A 17,606-nucleotide genomic window follows, 5' to 3' on the forward strand; every position below is an offset into this window, starting at 1 on the left:
GGCCACACGCTAGCGGCGGGCCGCTCGCGCCGCATCGCCATGACCGTTCTCGACTCCTACGCTCGGACGATGGACGACTCCGAAGAGACAGCGATGACGGATGTGCTGGTCGTCGGTGCGGGGCCGACCGGGCTCACGATGGCGCTGGAGCTGGCTGCCCAAGGGCTCGCCGTCCGCGTCGTCGACGCCGCACCCGATGCCGTCCACGAGTCGAGAGCACTCGTCGTCCAGGCACGCACGCTGGAGGTGCTCGACAGGCTCGGGGTCGCGGACGACCTGGTGGCTGCGGGCGATCGGGCTTCCGGCGTGACGATCCACGGGCGCGGGCGCACCGCGGCGATCCGCCTCTTCGACCCGGCGATCACCGAGACCGCGTACCCGTTCCTCCTCTTCCTCTCGCAGGCGCGCACCGAACGGATCCTGCTGGACCACCTCGCCGGCGCGGGCGTCGACGTCGAGCGGGGCAGCACCCTCGCCGGCCTCGAGCAGGGCAGTGACGCAGTGACGGCCGTCGTCGACCGCGCAGGCCGCCAGCGGACCACGATCAGGGCCCGGTACGCCGTTGGCTGCGACGGCGCCCACAGTGCGGTCCGTACGGTGGTCGGTGCCGACTTCGCCGGATCGACCTACCCGCAGACCTTCGTCCTCGCCGACGTCGAGGCCGACGGCATCGATCACGGCCAGGCCCACGCGTACCTCGGGGAGGAAGGGCTCTTGTTCTTCTTCCCGCTGGGGAGCCCGGCGTCGTGGCGTGCGCTCACGATGCGTCCGCCCGGCGACGACGCGACCGCCTTCGCCGACCTCGAGCGGCTCGTGGGCACCCGGACCAACGGCGAGGTCGTCGTCCGCGACCCGGTCTGGCTGACGGACTTCTCGATCTCCGAGCGCTGTGTCGACCATCTGCGCACCGGGCGCGTCCTCCTCGCCGGCGACGCCGCGCACATCCACAGTCCCGCGGGCGGCCAGGGGATGAACACCGGTATCCAGGACGCGGTCAACCTCGGCTGGAAGCTCGCGCTGGTGTGCCGAGGACTGGCGGGCAGCGATCTGCTGGACTCGTACGAGGCCGAACGGCTGCCGGTCGCGCGCGACGTCCTGGAGGCCACCGGGCGCGTGTTCCGGGTCGCGACGTCGTCGAACCGCACCCTCGGCCGCGTGCGCACCCTCGTCGGGACGACGGTGCTGCCGCTGCTCGCTCGGGTGCCGGCGCTGCGTCGGACCGCGTTCCGGGCGGTCGCCGAGCTCGACGTCCGCTATCGTGTCGGCGCGATAGCGGCAGACGGGCAGCGCACGCACCGGGCTCTGCGCCCCGGCGACCGCGTCCCGGACGGACCGGTCGTCGTCGACGGCATCGCGACGACGCTCCACAGGAGCCTGTCGCCGACCGCCTTCACCCTCGTGCTCGTCGGGCCGTACGGTCACACGCGCGCCGCCGACGTGGATGTCCTCGTCCGCCGCTGGGGTGACCTCCTGCGGGTCGTCCGCGTGACGGTTGTGCCTGGCGTCGGAGAGGCGTCGGCGCTGCTCGTACGGCCTGACGGCTACGTCGGGGCGACCGACCGCGAGGACAACCTCGCCGCCGTCGACCGCTACCTCGCCGACGTCGTCGGGCTCACCCCTGCGGGCCTCACGTGATCTCCGGCAGCTCCTGCGCGGCGCCGAGGAGCACGCGGAACGGGTCGCCCTTCTCCTCGAGGCGGTCCAGGACGGTACGGATCGTCCAACCACCGGGTCGCAGGTCCGGATCGTCGAGCTCGTCCCAGCCGAGCGGCACCGACACTGGCGCGCCGAAGTCGGGGCGGGGCGAGTACGGCGCGAGCAGGGTCTTGTCGATCGCGTTCTGGGTGCCGTCGAGCCGGACGAGACCTTTGCGCTGCTTGACGTCCGCCTTCGCGCTGACCAGCTCAGGCACCACCTGGCCGACCGTCTCTGAGAGCCTCTCCACCCAGGTGCGGGTGTCGTCGAACGAGTAGCCGGCGACGACCGGGACCCAGATCTGGATGCCGCGTCGACCTGTCACCTTCGGCCGCGCCGTCACGCCGAGGTGCCCGAGCGCCGTACGGTGCAGCCGGGCGAGGGTGAGCAGGTCGTCCCACGAGGTACGGTCGCCCGGCTCGAGGTCGATCAGCGCGTAGGTCGGCTCGCGCGGCGCGTCGGCGCGGGAGATCGGCACCGCCCACTCCCGTGCACCGAGGTTCGCGGCCTCGACCAGCGCCGCCGGGTCGTCCGCGAAGGTGCGCCCTTCGACGTACGGCAGTGCGATCGGCGCGATCCGTGCGGTGTACGCCAGCAGCTCGCGCTTGGTCACCGGCGGGTCTCCCGGGAAGAGCACCTTGTCGAGGCCGGTGACCTTCAGGCTGCGGCCGAAGACCTCCCAGGTGCCCCGCTTGCCGAGCGCCATCAGGTCGTCGATCGCCTGGTCCGGGAGCGGCTCGGGCAGCAGCGACACAGCCGCCTCCGCGGCTGGCGCGTCGGACCGCCACAGAAAGTGCGGGTCGGCCTTCACCTCGTCGTTCGTACGCCCGCTGAGCACCGAGCGCGGATGGTCCTCCGGATCCCAGCCCGAGGCAGCGAAGTCGTCGTGCTTGTGCAGGAGCATCCAGGCGTTCTCGCCCTGATCTCCACCACGGCGTACGAGGACCAGGCGGCCGCGCAGCTTCTTCCCGTGGACCTCGGCGTGCAGCTCACCACCCTCGATCGCCGCCCGTGGGTCGTCGGTCTTGGTGGGCTCCCACGTCCCGGTGTCCCAGACGATGACGTCGCCGCCGCCGTACTCGCCCGACGGGATGACGCCTTCGAAGAGGAGATATTCGATCGGGTGGTCCTCGACGTGCATCGCGAGCCGGCGGGCATCGGGATCGAGGGTCGGTCCCTTGGGGACCGCCCAGCTGACCAGGACGCCGTCGATCTCGAACCGCAGGTCGTAGTGCAGCCGACTTGCACGGTGGCGCTGCACGACGAAGCGGAGGGGCCCGCCCACACCGCCGGCGCCCTCCCCGGCAGGCTCAGGCGTGCGCGCGAAGTCGCGCTTGCGACGGTAGACCTCGAGCGGATCGCCCATGGAAGACATGGTGCCGGGTGAGCACGAACCATGCCCGCCGCTCAGCTGTTGGCGAGCAGCGCGTTCATCCGGCCGTAGTCGGCGCCGCCCGCGAGCGCGTCGAACGTCCCGTCGGCGAGGACGGCGCGAGCCAGGCGCTCGGTGAGGCCGTACGCCGCCTGGGCGAGTGCCGTGCCGGTGCTGATCCGACAGACTCCAGCCGCCGCCAGTTCACGGACCGACGGCGAGCCGGGCCCGGCCATCGCGTTGACCGGCACGTCGACCGCCTGCGTCACCGCGGCGAGGGCGCCCAGGTCGCTCAGGCCGGGGGCGAACACGCCGTCCGCGCCGGCCGCGGCGTACGCACGGGCGCGGGCGACGGCGTCGTCGAGGTCGTTCACGCCCAGCAGATAGACGTCGGTCCGGGCGTTGACGAAGAGCGGCACACCAGCCGCGTCGGCAACCGCGCGTGCCTCACAGACGCGCTCCGCCATCGTGTCGATCGCGAGCAGCGTGCCGGACTCGGAGTCCTCGAGGTTGATGCCGACGGCGCCCGCCTCGATCACTCCGGCAACGGTCGCGGCGACGTCCCCGAAGCCCGCCTCGATGTCGGCGGAGACTGGGACGTCGACGGCGGCCACGATCCGACGCACCGCGTCGAAGAGCGCCGTCGGATCCAGTGCCTGGCCGTCCGCGGCACCGAGTGCCCACGCGACGCCCCCGCTGGTCGTGGCGATCGCAGGGGCACCGGCCTCCTGGATCAGCCGCGCGGACGCAGCGTCCCACGCGTTGGGGAGCACGAGCACGTCGTCGTGGAGCGCGTGGAAGGTCTTGGCTCTCTCATGGGAGGTCATGCGTGTCAGTCTTCCGCGCGGGTCAGACACGTTCCGGCGGGAATCGGACGCGACCATGGTTGCCACGACGGTGCCCGCGCGGGAAGGTAGCCCTCGTGAGCAACGCGATCGTGACAGGTGCAGCAAGTGACATCGGGCAGGCCATCGCCCGGACCCTCGTGGCCGACGGCAGCTACGTCGTGCTGGCGGACAACGACCTCGACACCGTCGAGGCCCTAGCGCGGGACCTGCCGGGGACGGAGGCGGTGTACCTCGACCTGGCGTCGGCCGAGTCTGTCCGACAGGTCGGCGCCGACCTCGTGGAGCGCCTCGGCGCGCCGGACCAGCTCGTCAACGGTGCCGCGCTCTGCAACGGCGGCTCGCTGCAGTCGGTGGACGAGGCGACGTGGGCGCAGGACCTCGAGGTCGTCCTCGCCGGCACGATCCGGGTGTCGCAGGCGTTCCTCCCGTCGATGCGCGCGGCAGGGCGCGGCTCGGCCGTCAATATCGCCTCGGTGAACGGCCACAGCTACTTCGGCGCCGATGTCTACAGCGCCGCGAAGGCCGGCGTCCTCAACCTCACGAAGACGCTCGCGGTCCAGTACGGCCCGTACGGCGTCCGGGTCAACTCCGTCTCGCCCGGGACGGTCGTGAACGCTCAGCGGCGCCGTCAGCTCGCGGACGACCCGCACGCGCTCGACCGTGCCACCGACTGGTACCCGCTGGGGCGGGTCGGCGTACCCCAGGACGTCGCGGACGCCGTGGCGTTCCTGCTCTCCGACCGTGCGAGCTGGATCACCGGCACCGACCTGCGGGTCGACGGCGGTCTCCTCGCAGGCATGCAAGGGCTCGCCGACGCGCTCAACACGCGGCCCGAGCGCTAGACGGCACGGGCCCTTTCACCGGTCGAGGTCGCGTCCTAGCGCGTCCGCCTTGCCTTCGAGCACGGCCCGCTCGGCGGCGTTCCCGCACAGCTCGACAGCACGGGCGTACTCCTCCCGCGCCTGGTCCCTGGCCCCGAGTCGTACGAGCAGCTCCGCCCGTACGGAGGGCAGTAGGTGCGACGACGCGAGGTCGCCCCGTTCGGCGATCTCGTCGACGAGACGCAACCCGGCCGCTGGCCCGGACGCCATCGCGAGGGCGACCGCGCGGTTGAGCTCGACCACCGGCGAGGGAGCGACCTGACCGAGTGCCTCGTACAGCACGACGATGCGGTCCCAGTCGGTCTGGTCGACGGACGGTGCGTCGGCGTGGCAGGCCGCGATCGCCGCCTGCAGCCCGTACGGCCCGAGGCCGCGCCCGGCGGCGACCGCGCTCGCGAGCGCCGCGCGGCCCCGGAGGATCGCCGAGCGGTCCCAGCGTCGCCTGTCCTGGTCGGCCAGGAGCACCGGCTCGCCGTGCGCGTCGAGGCGAGCCGGGAAGCGGGCCGCCGTCAGCTCGAGCAGCGCGAGGAGCCCGAACACCTCTGGCTCCGGCGTGAGCCGTACGAGCACCCGCGCCAGACGCACCGCCTCCTGCGCGAGGTCGATCCTGATCCACGCGTCACCACCGGACGCGGACGACCCCTCCGTGAAGATCAGGTAGATCACGCTCAAGACCGACCCGATCCGCTCTGCCCGCTCGTGCCGCTCAGGGACCGCGAACGGGACGTGCGCGGCCGCGAGCGTCTTCTTTGCGCGAGTGATGCGTGCCTGCACGGTCGGGACCGGGACGAGGAACGCCTTGGCGATCTCGTCGCTCGTCAGGCCGCCGACGACGCGCAGCGTCAGCGTGACGCGCGCCTCTCTCGAGAGGACGGGATGGCACGCGGTGAAGACGAGGGCGAGGACGTCGTCGTCGATCGCGTCGGGGTCGAACAGGTCGTCGGCACCGGCGGTGCTCTCGTCGAGATCCCTCGCCAGCACCGCATACCGCTCGTCCCTCGCCGACCGGCGTCGGAACGCGTCGATCGCCCGCCGACGGCCGACCGCGAGCAACCAGCTGGCGGGACTGTCCGGGACTCCGCTCGTCGACCATCCGACGAGGGCTTCGGCGAGCGCTTCCTGCGCGACGTCCTCGGCGAGCGCGAAGTCGCCGGTGTAGCGGGCGAGGGCGCCGACGATGCGGGCGGACTCCATCCGCCACACCGCTTCGACGGCGCGCCTCGCCTCTTGCCCGTCCATCGTCACGTGCTGGGGGCGGCCAGGCTCACAGCTGCCCGGTCTGCTCACGCCAGGCGCGCTCCTTCTGGATCCACTCGTTGTCCTGCGGGAACTCGTCGATCGTCGGCACGCGACGGATCTCGACCTTCGTCCCCTGCGCGTACGGGAGGCGCTTGGCCCACTCGACGGCTTCCTGCTTCGACGCGACGTCCAGGATGTAGTAGCCGCCGAAGAGCTCTTTGGTCTCGCCGTACGGACCATCACTGACGACCGGTGTCTCGTTGCTGAAGTCGACCACCACCGTCTCGGCGGGGTCCTCGAGGCCCTCGGCGGCAAGCAGCACGCCGGCGCGCATGAGCTCCTCGTTGAAGCGGCCCATCATCTCGAGCATCTCGTCGAAGTCGACGTTCTCGAACTTCGCCAAGCCCTCGTCGGTCGTCCGCATGATCAGCATGTACTTCGCCATCGTTCGCTCCTGTCTGGACAGGTCCCTCTCGGACCCTCTCACCCCTGGGTCGAACGGGCCAGACCTGGATCGACACCTCTCGGCGTCATTTCGTGGAGCGGCCGTGGCCTACCGCGCCGACACTCAGTCCTTCTCGAGGCGCGGCATCTCGCCGAGGGCGTCGACCTGCTCGGTCAGTGCGTCAAGCACCGAACGGAGCTGGATCTGCGCGACCTTCGCGAACGTGCGCACGTACTCGATCTCGGGGATCGGGTGGTCGTAGCCCGCGCTATCAGCATGCTGCATGGCCACCGCCTCCGACTTGTGGACCGCCTCCGTGGCCGCCGAGTGCGCGTCGCGGACGATGTCACGCTGCTGGGACCGCGCCGACATCATCAGGTCGCGGGCGTGGGTGACCGCCTCGTCGATGAGGCTGTCGGCGACCTTCTGAGCCTCGGCGAACATGAGGACGGCCTGCGCGCTGATCGGCTCGTTGCCCTTGTCCTCACGGGCCCGTCGCTCGGTGCTCAGGTCGGCACGCAGTCGTGAGTTCTCGGCCTCCAGCCGCTGGACCGTGGTCGCGAGCTGGCTCAGGTAGTCGACGACCTCGTCCTCGTCGAACCCGCGCCTGCGCACGGTGAAGGTCGCCCGGCGGATCTCGGACGCGATACTGCTGACGTCTGTGGGGGTCGTCATGGCTGTTCACCCGTCCTTTTGCGTGTCGTTACGCGGTCGGTAGCCGCCTTCGCCGAAGTCCTCGTACCGGATTTCTTCGGGAGGGATGCCGGCAGCGATGAGCTGGGAGACCGTGGCCTGGATCATCGCGCGGGACCCGCACACCAGAGCTCGATATCCGCGCCAACCACCACTGGACACCGCGACGTCACCCACCATCCCGCGTCGCCCGGGGTAGGTCGAGTCGTCGGAGACTGCGGTGTCGTAGGAGAACCACGGGCGATCGGCGAGCGCCCGCATCGCGTCCTCGTCGTACAGGTTCCACGGCATCCGCGCGCCGTGGAAGAGGTGGACCTTCGGTCCGCGACCGGTGGCGAGCCAGTGCCGGTCGACCTGCTCGGCGACGGCCTTGAGTGGCGCCAGTCCGGTGCCTCCGGCGACGAGAAGCAGGTTTTGCGTCGGGTCGTCGAGTGTGAGCGCGGTGCCGACGGCTGCGCTCATCCGCACCGTGTCGCCAACCTGCAGATCCTTGACCATGGCGCTGCTCACCTGGCCGCCGTCGACGATCTGGACGTGCACCTCGATCGTGCCGTCCTCACGGGGCGCATTGGCGGGGGAGTAGTAGCGCCAGAGCCTCGGGCGCTGCGGGACCTCGATCGCGACCGACTGTCCCGGTTGGTACGGCAGCGGCTGCTCCGTACGGAACTGGAGGACGGAGACGTCCAGGGTGCGGCGGTCGGCCGAGATGACCTCGGCGTTCCACCACGAGGGCGTGGACTTGGCCGACTCCTCGGCACCCTGGACCATCGTCTTGGCGATCACGCCGTACGCCGCCGCCCAGTCCGTGGCGAGCTCGTCGGTCCACTGGTCACCGAGGAAGTGCTTCAGGGTGGCGAGGAGCGAAGCGCCGACGGCGTTGTAGTGGTCGGGCGTCGCCCGGAAGCGCCGGTGGTCGTTGCCGAGCTGGCCGAGGAGGGGAGCGACGGTGTCGAACTGGTCGACGTTGCTCACCACCGTGCCGAGTGCCGTGACCAGCTTGTCGCGCTGAGCCGACATCGAGACGGGGAACATGCTGCGCACATCGGGATGGGACAGGAAGAGGTGCGAATAGAAGAAGAGGGGGACGTCGTCGCCGCTCTTGGCGACGTACGCCCAGCTCTCCTTGAGTGCTGCTGGATCCACGGGCTCAGCTCTGCTGGCTGACGATGTCGGGTTGCACGGCCTCGAGGGTGCCACCGAGCGAGGCGATGATGTCGTCGGGGACACCAGCGTCGACGAGGACGCCGACCAGGTGCTCGACCACGCGGCCGTACGCCTCCGGGGTGATCGCCAGGCCGGCGTGCGCGTCGCGCAGCTCGCGTCCCGCGTACGTGACGGGGCCGCCGAGGAGGTGCGAGATCAGCTGGACCTGGTGGCGCTTGAGGTTCGTCAGGTCGCTGTCGACGAAGTACGGCGCGAGCGTGGGGTCGCCGATCACGAGCTCGTAGAAGCGATCGACGACGACGCGCACAGCAGCGCCGCCACCCACCCGCACATAAGGCGACTGCTCGTCCTGGACAGTCTCGACCTCGGTCATTGTGGTGCTCCCGTCTGCGCGGTCGGCTCCTCTTGCGACGCACGCGGTGTCGGCCGCTTGTATAGCAGTGTTCTCGGTGCGCGGTAAAGGCGTCGAGGCGGTAATCGGAATGCCGTTGGTGGCTTCGTGACGCGGCGTTGTGTCGGGTTGGTGCCTCCACCTGCGGCGGAGCGACAGGGCGGATTGCGGTGTGATTTGGATCACACTGGAATGAATCCACAACATCTCGGACCGTGCTGCGATAACCCCTTGATCGCGCCGGTAAGGTGACCGCGTATCGGTGTGGCCGAAGGTGCTCACCAGGTCCGCGTGACAGGAGTTCGAGATGCGGTACGCAGGGAGCGGGGCGGCCTCCTCGGCCTGCTTGGGCCTCGGTGCCACCGCCTCGACCACGGCTGCCTGACTCCTCGCGAGCGCGCCGGGTTGGGTGTGGTTCCGCGACCCTTCTCCTGCATTCGAGAGTGAGCCTTGCCATGCATCCCCTCACCGGACACCAGATCCGCGCGTCCTTCGTCAACGCCTCCCGCCGCGAGGCCACGCAGGCGCCTTTGCCGCCCCAGCTCGACGTCGTCGCGTGGGACGACCACGACGTCCTCGGGTGGGTCGACCCGAAGAACCCGCGTCGCGCGTACGTCGTGGTGCCGACCGACGGCGGTGCAGTCGGTCTGATCCTCCGTACGACCAACCCTTCCGTGCAGCGGGCGGCAATCTGCACGTGGTGCGAGGACGTCAAGGAGACTGACGACGTCGTGCTGTACGTCGCGAAGCGTGCGGGGGCGGCTGGGCGCAACGGCGACACCGTCGGCACGCTGATCCATGCCGATCTGTCGTGCTCGCGTCACGCCCGGCGCCGGCCGGCCCCGTCGGAGGGCGCCGGGGACCCGAAGGCGTTCATCGCGCGACGTGTCGCCGGCCTGCGGGAGAGGTCGGCGCGGTTCGCCGAACGGGTCGCGGCGGCCTGAGCGGCGGTCGCTACTCCTCCGGCCGGGCGGGTGCGAGCATCGCCAGGACGGTGGTGGTCACCAGTGTCGGCGCCTGCTCGGCGGTGACGGTGCCCTGGTGGACGGCGGTCGCTGCGGTGTGCAGGATGCTCTGGATCGTCGTGACCTGCCACTCGAGCGGTAGGTCACGACGGAACTGTCCGCCACGTCGTCCGCGCTTCAGCAGCGCCTGCATGCGGTCGATCTGCTGCGCGTGTGCGCGCTGGAACAGATCGGGCGAGAGCGACTGCTCTGCGGCCTGGACGAGGCCGCCGTACTGGTAGGTGACACGCAGCGACGCGTCGAGCAGTCGCCCAATCGCTGCCATGGGGTCGCCGCTGACGTCGACCGCCCCGAGAGTGGACTCGGCGTCGCGCAGTGCGCGGTCGACGACCTCGGCGACCAGGGTCGCTCGGGAGGGGAAGTGGCCGTACAGCGTCATCCGGCCCACGCCGGCGGCCTTGGCGATCGCGTTCATGCTCACGTCCGGGTCGTCGGCGAGGCAGCGCGTCGCTGCCTCGACGATGGTGGCGATGTTGCGCAGGGCGTCTGCGCGTCGAGGCGCGGAGGCCTCCTGGACGTCGTCGATCACGTCAGCTCCTCACGGCCTCGCCGTCGGCAGGCGGGCCGCGTCCATGCTAACTCGTACTCGGATGTCCATGTTCGTGCTAGCGTGATCTCGTACACGCACGTACGACTTAGGGGGAGCCATGTCAGGCCACCACGCAGCGGCCGCCGCCGCTCCCACCACGGCACGACCGTGGTGGAAGCGGTCCGGCTGGACCTTCACGCGCCACTACCTCGAGATGATCGCCGCGATGCTGCTCGGCATGGCGGTCCTCTATCCGTTGTGGATGCTCGCCACCGACGGGCTGGCCGAGTCGGCGTGGGTCCACCGCACCGACGTCGAGACGACGGTGATGGCGACGGCGATGGCCGCGCCGATGGTCGCGTGGATGATCTTCCGCGGCCACAGCTTCCGGCCGGTCGCGGAGATGACCCTCGCGATGTACGCGGGGTTCTGGGTGCTCTACCCGTTCTTGTGGGCGGGCATGATCGGGGAGATGGGCGTGATGATGGTCGGGCACGTCCTCATGCCCGTGTTCATGCTGCTGGCGATGCTGCTGCGGTTCGGCGAGTACGCGCACGCTCACTGAGCGAGGCGGCGACGCACGCCACGGCGGCGACCACGAGGAGCGTGGCGTTCACGAGCAGCGCCGCGCGCAGCGACTCGGCGTGACTGGCTCCCGCGGCGAGCTGCCCGGTGAACACGGCGCCGAGGATCGCCGGACCAAGGGCGCCGCCGTACTGGCGCATCGCGGTGTTGCTCGCTGCGGCCATGCCGGCACGCTGCCACGGCACGGCGTTGATCGCGGCGGTGGAGACGGCGGTCATCATCATCGCTACCGACACCCCGAAGACGGCCAGGCGCCAGGCGAGGTCGCCGAAGCCGGTCCCCGTGTCGATGCCGCTGATCGACACCGCGCCGACGACGGCCAGCACGAGGCCGGCGATCAGGACGTTGATCGCGCGGACGCGGTGCATGAGGTGCCCGACGAGAGGATTGACGAGTGCACCGACGCCGGTGACGAACAGCAGCCGTGTGCCGATCTCGAGCGGGCTCAGCTCCTGGGCGTACCCGAGGAACAGGCTCAGCAGGAACATCGTCCCCACGATCGAGAAGAGGGCGACGAGCGCGGAGAATCCTGCGGCCGAGAACGTCGAAGACCGGAACAGCGACAGGTCCATCAGTGGGGAGGACGACCGCTTCTCCGCGACGACGAAGGCGAGGAAGGCGCACGCGCCGACGACGAGGCCGGCGATCGCCTCGGGGGAGTCCCATCCCTTGGCGCCGCCCTCGATGATGCCGAAGATCGACGCGGCGATCGCGAGCGTCGCGGTGATCTGGCCCGGCCAGTCGAGGTGACGCCCCTCGGGCGTGCTCGACTCGGGGAGACGGCTCAGCGCCCCGCCGGCCGCGACCAGAGCGAGCACGCCCGTCGGGACGAAGATCCAGCCCCATGCGGCGACGCGCAGGATCGTGCCGGCGATCAGGGGGCCCAGTGCCAGGCCGGCCATCATGCCGGTGGCCCACATGCCGATGTACTTCCCGCGCTCGCGCGGGTCGGGCACGGCGTGCGCGATCAGGGCGAGCGTCGTCGGCAGCAGCAGTCCCGCGCCGAGCCCGGAGACGGCCTGACCGACCATCAGGAGATTGACCGCCGCACTGTCTGCGAGGGTCGCCGCGAGTCCGGCGGTCGTGGCGCCGAGGACGGTCAGCACCATGCCGATGAGATAGATGCGGCGGCGACCGTGCAGGTCGCCCCACACTCCGGCGGAGAGGACCGCGGCGGCCATTGGGATGACGTACGCGTCGGTGATCCACTGCATGTCGGTGGTGGTCGCGCCGGTCGCACCTCCGATCGTCGTGAGCGTGACGGCGACCGCCGTGATCGGGACGTACGTGACGAAGACGCCCAGCACCGCAAGACCGATCGTCATGCGGCGCTGGTGCTCGTGGGTGTGCTGGCCGGTGACGGCTGACATCATGAACTAAGACCCTTTGATTGACTTAGTACAACGATAGTCGCAGCGTTAAAGTAAATCCAGAAGAGAGACTTAGCTGCCCATGACCGAGCCCGAGCACGATCGCGTCGACCCGATCCTCGACTACGTCCGAGACCACGACGGCTCGCGCGACCTCACGGCCAAGGCCGTCGTGCTGCGCCTGCGCCGCGCCGCGCACTACGTCGACACCGTCGCGAGGCGCCTGGCCCCCAAGGGCACGGAGCTGTGGGAGCTCGAGATCCTCGCCAACCTCGTACGCCACGGCGGAGAGATGTCGGTCGGTCAGCTGCAGGAGGCGGCGCAGCTCACCGCCGGCGCGATCACCAACCGCATCACCCGGCTCGAGGACAAGGGTGCTGTCCGCAGGGTCGTCTCGGCGGCGGACCGTCGCCAGATCCTCGTGACGCTGACTGCCGAGGGCGAGCAGCGTGCCCAGGAGCTCATCGCCGGGCAGGACGAGCTGGAGCGCGTGCTCTTCGCCGACATCGATCCCGAGCTGCTCCGCCGGCTGAGCGACGACCTGCGGGCCTTCCTCGTCCACACCGATCCCGGCCTGCGGGGCTGACCGCGGCGCGACGACCCGTCGCCGTCACTCGACCGTGGCCTCCGACGGGCTCGTACGGCGGAGCATGAACCGGGTCGGGGCGAGCGCTGCACCGATGGCGGTCACGGCGCAGGCGGCGCCGATCACGAGAAGGCTTCCCCAGGGGACGGTCGCCGCCATGTCGGGGAGCCGCTCTGACAGGGAGGCGTGCATCAGCGCGCCGATCCCTGCCATAGTGAGCGCGCCGAGGAGCAGTGCGGCCGCCGAGACGAGCGCGGACTCCCACAGCACCATGCGACGTACCTGCCGGGTCGTGGCGCCGATCAGGCGCGTCGTCACGAACTCGTGCCGACGCTGGAGGCTGCCCATCAGCAGCGTGTTGGCGATCGCGATCGCCGAGTAGACCCCCGCGGGTCCGAGGAGGACCAGGATCGCGATCTGGTTCATGTGCCGCTGCTCCGCATCGCGCTGGTCGATCCACGAGCCGGCGGTGGACACGTCGGCCCCGCTCGCCGCGAGCTCGGTGTCAAGGACGCGGAGGGTCTCGCTCGCCGGCACCCCCGACGCGGGGAGGACGAAAGCGTGCTCCGGGACGCCCTCGGGTGCGTGTCTGAGCGCGAGCGCCCGCGGCACCAGGACGTCCGCCTGGAGCTCCGGGGCGTCGTCGACCACGGCGACGGTCGTCAGCCGCGCCGTCGTGCCGTCGGGAAAGGTGAACGCCACCCGGTCGCCGACGCGCTGGCCGTAGTCGCGGGCGTACTGCTGCGACAACGCGACAGTCTGCCCCGACAGGTCGTCGAGCGAGCCCGTACGCGCACGTGTCCCGCGGGCCGCGGCAGCCGCCGACGGGTCGATGCCCTCGGCGGTCTCCCGTACGGTCTCGCCGTGCATGCGGGCTTTGACCACCACGGGGACACCCGCGTCGAGCGTGCCGACGACGCGCGACCGCTCGAGGGCGTCCATCGCGTCGGGGTTGCCGTCGGTCTGGACGACGACCGGTGCCTGGAGCCGCTCGGTCGTGAGCGCGCGCACCCAGTCGACGGAGAAGCTCATCGTGAGCAGCAGCGAGCCGGCGATCGCGGAGATTGCGAGGATCGGCGCCGCGAGCGAGGCCGTACGCCGCGACTGCGCGGACACGTTGTCGCGAGCGAGTCGCAGCGCCACGTCCCCGCGGGGCCCGAGCCGTCCGACGAGGCGCGCGACCGGGGGGATGACGAGCTGGCCGAAGCACACCAGGGCGATGACGATCAGCTGCGGCGCGAAGATGGCGAAGAGGATGACGAGCTCGCTGTCGAGCGTGCCTGTGCCGACGAGCATCGCGACAGAGCCCGCCACGCAGGCCACCCCGGTGACGGCACGCCAGAACCCGATCCGGCGGCGCTCGACGGCCGACTCGCGAAGGGCGTCGACGGCGGGGACACGCGACGCTCGTCGTGCGGCCGCGCGTGCACCCAGCAAGGCCACCAGCACCCCCGTCGGCAGCGCGATCGACACCGCCCACCACGGCGAGGGCGTCGACATCCCCTCCGGTGCGAGCCCGCGCTGCGCGAGGAACCACAGCGTCGGACCCGTCAGCAGGTGGCCGACCACGACGCCTGCACAGGCGGCGAAGAGCGCCACCACGAGAGCCTCCGCCCGGATCATCCGCCGTACCTGCCGGGGTGTGGCGCCGACAAGCCGGAGGAGGGCGAGCTCGCGGCGGCGGGCCGAGACGACGAACGAGAACGTGCTCGCGACGACGAAGATGGCCATGAACCCGGAGATCCCCGCCATGAAGCCGAGCATCGACAGGAGACCGTCGAGCTGCTCGCGCGCGGCGTCCTCGCCAGCGCCCAGGGCGTCGTACGCCGTGCCTGCCGCTGCGGTCAGCTCGGTGGCGAGCCCGATGAGCGCCACCCCCAGCGCGAGCGCGACGAACGCGCCGACATACAGCGTCCAGCTGCTCCGGACGACCTGCCTGCTGAGCGACAGCATCACCGCTCCATCTCGCTCATCGCGGCAGCGATCTGGGTCGCCGTCGCGCTGGTCAGGGAGCCCACCACGCGCCCGTCCTGGAGGAACAGGACCGAGTCCGCGGAGGCGGCGGCGACCGGGTCGTGGGTCACCATGACGATCGTGAGGCCGTCACGGTCGACGGCGGCGCGCAGCTGCGCCAGGACGTCGCGGCTCGTCGCGCGGTCGAGCGCGCCTGTCGGCTCGTCCGCGAAGACCACCGACGGTCGCGCGACGAGGGCGCGCGCGATCGCGACCCGCTGCTGCTGCCCGCCGGACAGCTCCGCGGGGCGGCGCCGGTGATGGTTGCCGAGCCCCACCGTCGCGAGGGCGCCGAGGACGACGTCGCGTCGGGGCCGCTGCCCCGCGAGACGCAGGGGGAGCGCGACGTTGTCGTACGCGCTCAGCGCGGGGAGGAGGTTGTACGACTGGAAGACGAACCCCATCGCTCGTCGCCGCAGCTCGGTCGCCTGCACCTCGCCGAGCCGGCCGAGCTCGACGTCGCCGATCCACACCGATCCCGACGACGGCTGATCGAGTCCCGCCGCGCACTGGAGCAGGGTCGACTTGCCCGATCCCGACGGGCCCATCACCGCGGTGAAGGTGTGCGGAGCGAACGTGTGCGTGATCCCCTGGAGGGCGGTCACGTCGCCAGCCGCAGAGGCGTACCGCTTGGTCACGGCGTCGAGGGTGATCGCATGGGTTGTCGTCGTCGGCGGGGCCGTCACGGTGGGAGTGGCGTTCTTCATGGTTCCAGCGAACCGTCGCCGCCCGTGCTTTCCCCTGGCCTGCGCGCCCCATCGAGGTAGCGTGCGCGCTACTTCTTGACTCGCGCACCGTCGACTGTCCCCGCGTCCGCCGCCCTCTACGCTCGAGAGGTGAGTCGCTCGGGCACGGTCTGGTCGTCGCTGACGGGGAACCCCGCGCGGTTCCTCTTCTCGGCGTGGCCATGGCGCTCGCTCGCCTACCTGGCGTCGTCGGCGCTCGTCGGCGTCCTGGTCCTCGCCGTGTTCCTCGTCGTCGTCGCCGTCGGCGTCGTGACCAGCATCCTCGTCATCGGAGTGTTCGTGCTCGCCACGATCCCTGCGCTCGGTGTCGCGGTGGGGGCGATCGAGAGGCGTCGCCTGCGACTCATGCAGTCGCCGGGGGAGCCCGCCCTGCTCAGCCCTCACCCCGACCTCACGGGGCTCACGCTGCTCGCGCGCCTGCGACAGGTCCGCAAGGAGCCGGGGTCGTGGCGCGAGCTCGGCTACGCGATCCTCCTCGCCGTCGTCCTGTGGATCGTCGACGCGGTGCTCGTCTCGTTCGTCGCCACCTTCGTCGGCGGACTCGCCCTGTCGCCGTTGGGTGCTGCGTACGACCAGGTCATGGTGTTCGGGTGGACCTTCGACAGCACGGTGGAGGCGCTGCCGTTCGCGCTCGTGGCCACGCCGATCGCCCTCGTCATCAGCGCGTACCTCCTCACCGCGGCAGCAGCCGGCCAGGCCGCGCTCGCCCGCCTCCTTCTCAGCCCCACGGAGGAGAGGCTGGCGGCGCACGTCGCCGAGCTGCGCCGCTCGCGGATCAACCTCGTCGACGCCTTCGAGACCGAGCGGCGCCGCATCGAGCGCGACCTGCACGACGGGGTGCAGCAGCGTCTCGTGGCGCTGACGATGACCCTGGGTCGGGCCGAGATGGACGTCCCTCCAGGGGAGGGGCTCGACCTCGTGAAGCAGGCGCACCACGAAGCGGAGGAGGCGCTGGCCGATCTGCGCAGCGCGGTCCGTGGCATCCACCCGCGGGTGCTGGTCGACCACGGGATCGCCGCGGCCGTCCGTGAGGTGGCGGACCGTACGCCGATCCCCGTGTCGGTCGAGATCAGCCTGGATGCTCGCCTGCCCTCGCCGATCGAGGCTGCGGCCTACTTCGTCGCGAGCGAGGGCCTCACCAACGTCGTCAAGCACGCCGGTGCCCGCAACGGTGCGGTGGTCGCGTGGGTCCGTGACGACCGGCTCGTCCTGACGGTCACCGACGACGGTGTCGGCGGAGCCACGGTCGAGCCGGGGAGCGGGCTCGCTGGTCTCGTGACTCGGCTCGACGCGCTGGGTGGCACCCTGGAGGTGTCGAGTCCCGTCGGAGGACCGACCCGGCTGCGGATGGAGTGCCCGTGCCAGATCGAGCCCTGACGATCGTCCTCGCCGAGGACTCGGCGCTGCTGCGCGAGGGCATGGTCGGCATCCTCGAGCGCGCGGGGCACCGCGTGATCGCGGCCGTCGAGGATGGTGACGCGCTCGTCGCGTACGTGCGCCGTGAGCCGCCCGACGTCGTGATCACCGACGTGCGGATGCCGCCGGACCACTCCGACGAGGGGCTGCGAGCAGCGGCGACGATCCGCGAGACCCATCCCGACGTGGCTCTCCTCGTCTTGTCACAGTACGTCGCGGACGCCTACCTCCCGACGCTTCTCGAGTCCACCGACGGGGGCGGGGTCGGCTATCTCCTCAAGGACCGCGTCGGGCACGTCGCCGAGTTCCTCCGCGACCTCGGGACGGTCGCCGACGGCGGGATGGTCGTCGACCCCGACGTCGTCCGGCAGCTGCTCGCACGTCGTCGCGACGACGGGCCTCTGTCCGCACTCACCGCGCGCGAGCGGGAGGTGCTGTCGCTGATGGCCGAGGGGCGGACGAACGGCTCGATCGCCGAGGCGCTGTTCGTGAGTGAGGCCGCCGTCCGCAAGCATGTGGGCAGCATCTTCGCCAAGCTCGACCTGGACCCTGCGAGCGACCGGCGCGTGTCGGCCGTCCTGACCTACCTCCGCGGCACCGGCTGAGGC

18 protein-coding genes are annotated in these 17,606 nt (G+C 71.0%); 7 read left to right on the forward strand and 11 right to left on the reverse strand.

Going from position 1 to position 17,606, the window contains the following annotated elements:
* Positions 1–69 precede the first annotated feature (69 nt).
* Positions 70–1,635: an FAD-dependent monooxygenase gene (locus ACFSDF_RS15090; protein WP_167004459.1), complete on the forward strand. Its 1,566-nt coding sequence runs from the start codon at positions 70–72 to the stop codon at positions 1,633–1,635.
* Here ACFSDF_RS15090 and ligD read toward each other — a convergent pair.
* Together ligD and ACFSDF_RS15100 are read right to left on the reverse strand one after the other, a co-directional pair.
* Positions 1,628–3,061, reverse strand: a complete 1,434-nt coding sequence (ligD, locus tag ACFSDF_RS15095; RefSeq protein WP_377158070.1) for a non-homologous end-joining DNA ligase LigD — start codon at positions 3,059–3,061, stop codon at positions 1,628–1,630. The genes ACFSDF_RS15090 and ligD overlap by 8 nt on opposite strands.
* Before the next feature lie 41 nt (positions 3,062–3,102).
* On the reverse strand, positions 3,103–3,894 hold the full coding sequence (locus ACFSDF_RS15100) for an isocitrate lyase/PEP mutase family protein (RefSeq protein WP_182397103.1): 792 nt from the start codon (positions 3,892–3,894) through the stop codon (positions 3,103–3,105).
* Positions 3,895–3,989: 95 nt separating this feature from the next.
* Here ACFSDF_RS15100 and ACFSDF_RS15105 point away from each other — a divergent pair, with 95 nt between their 5' ends.
* A complete protein-coding gene (locus tag ACFSDF_RS15105; protein ID WP_167250028.1) occupies positions 3,990–4,757 on the forward strand; it encodes an SDR family NAD(P)-dependent oxidoreductase in 768 nt (255 codons plus the stop codon).
* Positions 4,758–4,772: 15 nt separating this feature from the next.
* Here the strand turns inward: ACFSDF_RS15105 and ACFSDF_RS15110 are convergent, their stop codons facing one another.
* The 5 genes from ACFSDF_RS15110 to ACFSDF_RS15130 form a co-directional block, all read right to left on the reverse strand.
* Positions 4,773–6,083, reverse strand: a complete 1,311-nt coding sequence (locus ACFSDF_RS15110; protein ID WP_377158073.1) for an RNA polymerase sigma factor — start codon at positions 6,081–6,083, stop codon at positions 4,773–4,775.
* On the reverse strand, positions 6,061–6,480 hold the full coding sequence (locus tag ACFSDF_RS15115; protein ID WP_167004448.1) for a YciI family protein: 420 nt from the start codon (positions 6,478–6,480) through the stop codon (positions 6,061–6,063). The genes ACFSDF_RS15110 and ACFSDF_RS15115 overlap by 23 nt, the downstream gene beginning before the upstream one ends.
* 123 nt (positions 6,481–6,603) lie before the next feature.
* Entirely contained in the window at positions 6,604–7,155 is a 552-nt protein-coding gene (locus ACFSDF_RS15120; RefSeq protein ID WP_167004445.1) for a DivIVA domain-containing protein, read from the reverse strand.
* A 6-nt stretch (positions 7,156–7,161) separates the two neighbouring features.
* Positions 7,162–8,316, reverse strand: a complete 1,155-nt coding sequence (locus ACFSDF_RS15125; protein ID WP_167004442.1) for a globin domain-containing protein — start codon at positions 8,314–8,316, stop codon at positions 7,162–7,164.
* Positions 8,317–8,320: 4 nt separating this feature from the next.
* Positions 8,321–8,710: a group I truncated hemoglobin gene (locus ACFSDF_RS15130; RefSeq protein WP_167250030.1), complete on the reverse strand. Its 390-nt coding sequence runs from the start codon at positions 8,708–8,710 to the stop codon at positions 8,321–8,323.
* A 473-nt stretch (positions 8,711–9,183) separates the two neighbouring features.
* Between ACFSDF_RS15130 and ACFSDF_RS15135 the strand changes: the two genes are divergently transcribed.
* Positions 9,184–9,672, forward strand: a complete 489-nt coding sequence (locus ACFSDF_RS15135; protein ID WP_167004436.1) for an FBP domain-containing protein — start codon at positions 9,184–9,186, stop codon at positions 9,670–9,672.
* Between the two features lie 10 nt (positions 9,673–9,682).
* Here ACFSDF_RS15135 and ACFSDF_RS15140 read toward each other — a convergent pair whose 3' ends face one another.
* On the reverse strand, positions 9,683–10,282 hold the full coding sequence (locus ACFSDF_RS15140; RefSeq protein ID WP_377158076.1) for a TetR/AcrR family transcriptional regulator: 600 nt from the start codon (positions 10,280–10,282) through the stop codon (positions 9,683–9,685).
* A gap of 118 nt (positions 10,283–10,400) precedes the next feature.
* On the opposite strand from ACFSDF_RS15140, the gene ACFSDF_RS15145 reads away from it, so the two are divergent.
* Positions 10,401–10,847 carry a hypothetical protein gene (locus ACFSDF_RS15145; protein WP_208322389.1) on the forward strand — a complete coding sequence of 149 codons (447 nt, stop codon included), beginning with the start codon at positions 10,401–10,403 and terminating at the stop codon, positions 10,845–10,847.
* Here ACFSDF_RS15145 and ACFSDF_RS15150 read toward each other — a convergent pair.
* Positions 10,795–12,240: an MFS transporter gene (locus ACFSDF_RS15150; RefSeq protein WP_208322877.1), complete on the reverse strand. Its 1,446-nt coding sequence runs from the start codon at positions 12,238–12,240 to the stop codon at positions 10,795–10,797. The genes ACFSDF_RS15145 and ACFSDF_RS15150 overlap by 53 nt on opposite strands.
* A gap of 79 nt (positions 12,241–12,319) precedes the next feature.
* On the opposite strand from ACFSDF_RS15150, the gene ACFSDF_RS15155 reads away from it, so the two are divergent.
* Positions 12,320–12,823 carry a MarR family winged helix-turn-helix transcriptional regulator gene (locus ACFSDF_RS15155; protein WP_167004430.1) on the forward strand — a complete coding sequence of 168 codons (504 nt, stop codon included), beginning with the start codon at positions 12,320–12,322 and terminating at the stop codon, positions 12,821–12,823.
* A 24-nt stretch (positions 12,824–12,847) separates the two neighbouring features.
* Here the strand turns inward: ACFSDF_RS15155 and ACFSDF_RS15160 are convergent, their stop codons facing one another.
* Both ACFSDF_RS15160 and ACFSDF_RS15165 read right to left on the reverse strand, forming a co-directional pair.
* Positions 12,848–14,776, reverse strand: coding sequence for an FtsX-like permease family protein (locus ACFSDF_RS15160; protein ID WP_167250032.1), 1,929 nt, complete (start codon positions 14,774–14,776; stop codon positions 12,848–12,850).
* Positions 14,776–15,543, reverse strand: a complete 768-nt coding sequence (locus tag ACFSDF_RS15165) for an ABC transporter ATP-binding protein (RefSeq protein WP_377158079.1) — start codon at positions 15,541–15,543, stop codon at positions 14,776–14,778. The genes ACFSDF_RS15160 and ACFSDF_RS15165 overlap by 1 nt, the downstream gene beginning before the upstream one ends.
* Positions 15,544–15,672: 129 nt before the next feature.
* Here ACFSDF_RS15165 and ACFSDF_RS15170 point away from each other — a divergent pair, with 129 nt between their 5' ends.
* A complete protein-coding gene (locus tag ACFSDF_RS15170) occupies positions 15,673–16,959 on the forward strand; it encodes a sensor histidine kinase (protein WP_377158081.1) in 1,287 nt (428 codons plus the stop codon).
* Positions 16,941–17,603, forward strand: coding sequence for a response regulator transcription factor (locus ACFSDF_RS15175; protein WP_167004417.1), 663 nt, complete (start codon positions 16,941–16,943; stop codon positions 17,601–17,603). The genes ACFSDF_RS15170 and ACFSDF_RS15175 overlap by 19 nt, the downstream gene beginning before the upstream one ends.
* Positions 17,604–17,606 lie beyond the last annotated feature (3 nt).

The sequence above is a fragment of the Mumia zhuanghuii genome (genome assembly GCF_042681565.1).
GTDB lineage: Bacteria > Actinomycetota > Actinomycetes > Propionibacteriales > Nocardioidaceae > Mumia.

Excerpts from the sequence above, each read along its gene's own strand:
- ACFSDF_RS15090 (WP_167004459.1), top strand. The coding sequence starts at position 70 with ATGGACGACTCCGAAGAGACAGCGATGACGGATGTGCTGGTCGTCGGT.
- ligD (WP_377158070.1), bottom strand. The coding sequence starts at position 3,061 with ATGGGCGATCCGCTCGAGGTCTACCGTCGCAAGCGCGACTTCGCGCGC.
- ACFSDF_RS15100 (WP_182397103.1), bottom strand. The coding sequence starts at position 3,894 with ATGACCTCCCATGAGAGAGCCAAGACCTTCCACGCGCTCCACGACGAC.
- ACFSDF_RS15115 (WP_167004448.1), bottom strand. The coding sequence starts at position 6,480 with ATGGCGAAGTACATGCTGATCATGCGGACGACCGACGAGGGCTTGGCG.
- ACFSDF_RS15120 (WP_167004445.1), bottom strand. The coding sequence starts at position 7,155 with ATGACGACCCCCACAGACGTCAGCAGTATCGCGTCCGAGATCCGCCGG.
- ACFSDF_RS15130 (WP_167250030.1), bottom strand. The coding sequence starts at position 8,710 with ATGACCGAGGTCGAGACTGTCCAGGACGAGCAGTCGCCTTATGTGCGG.
- ACFSDF_RS15135 (WP_167004436.1), top strand. The coding sequence starts at position 9,184 with ATGCATCCCCTCACCGGACACCAGATCCGCGCGTCCTTCGTCAACGCC.
- ACFSDF_RS15145 (WP_208322389.1), top strand. The coding sequence starts at position 10,401 with ATGTCAGGCCACCACGCAGCGGCCGCCGCCGCTCCCACCACGGCACGA.
- ACFSDF_RS15150 (WP_208322877.1), bottom strand. The coding sequence starts at position 12,240 with ATGATGTCAGCCGTCACCGGCCAGCACACCCACGAGCACCAGCGCCGC.
- ACFSDF_RS15155 (WP_167004430.1), top strand. The coding sequence starts at position 12,320 with ATGACCGAGCCCGAGCACGATCGCGTCGACCCGATCCTCGACTACGTC.
- ACFSDF_RS15160 (WP_167250032.1), bottom strand. The coding sequence starts at position 14,776 with ATGCTGTCGCTCAGCAGGCAGGTCGTCCGGAGCAGCTGGACGCTGTAT.
- ACFSDF_RS15165 (WP_377158079.1), bottom strand. The coding sequence starts at position 15,543 with ATGAAGAACGCCACTCCCACCGTGACGGCCCCGCCGACGACGACAACC.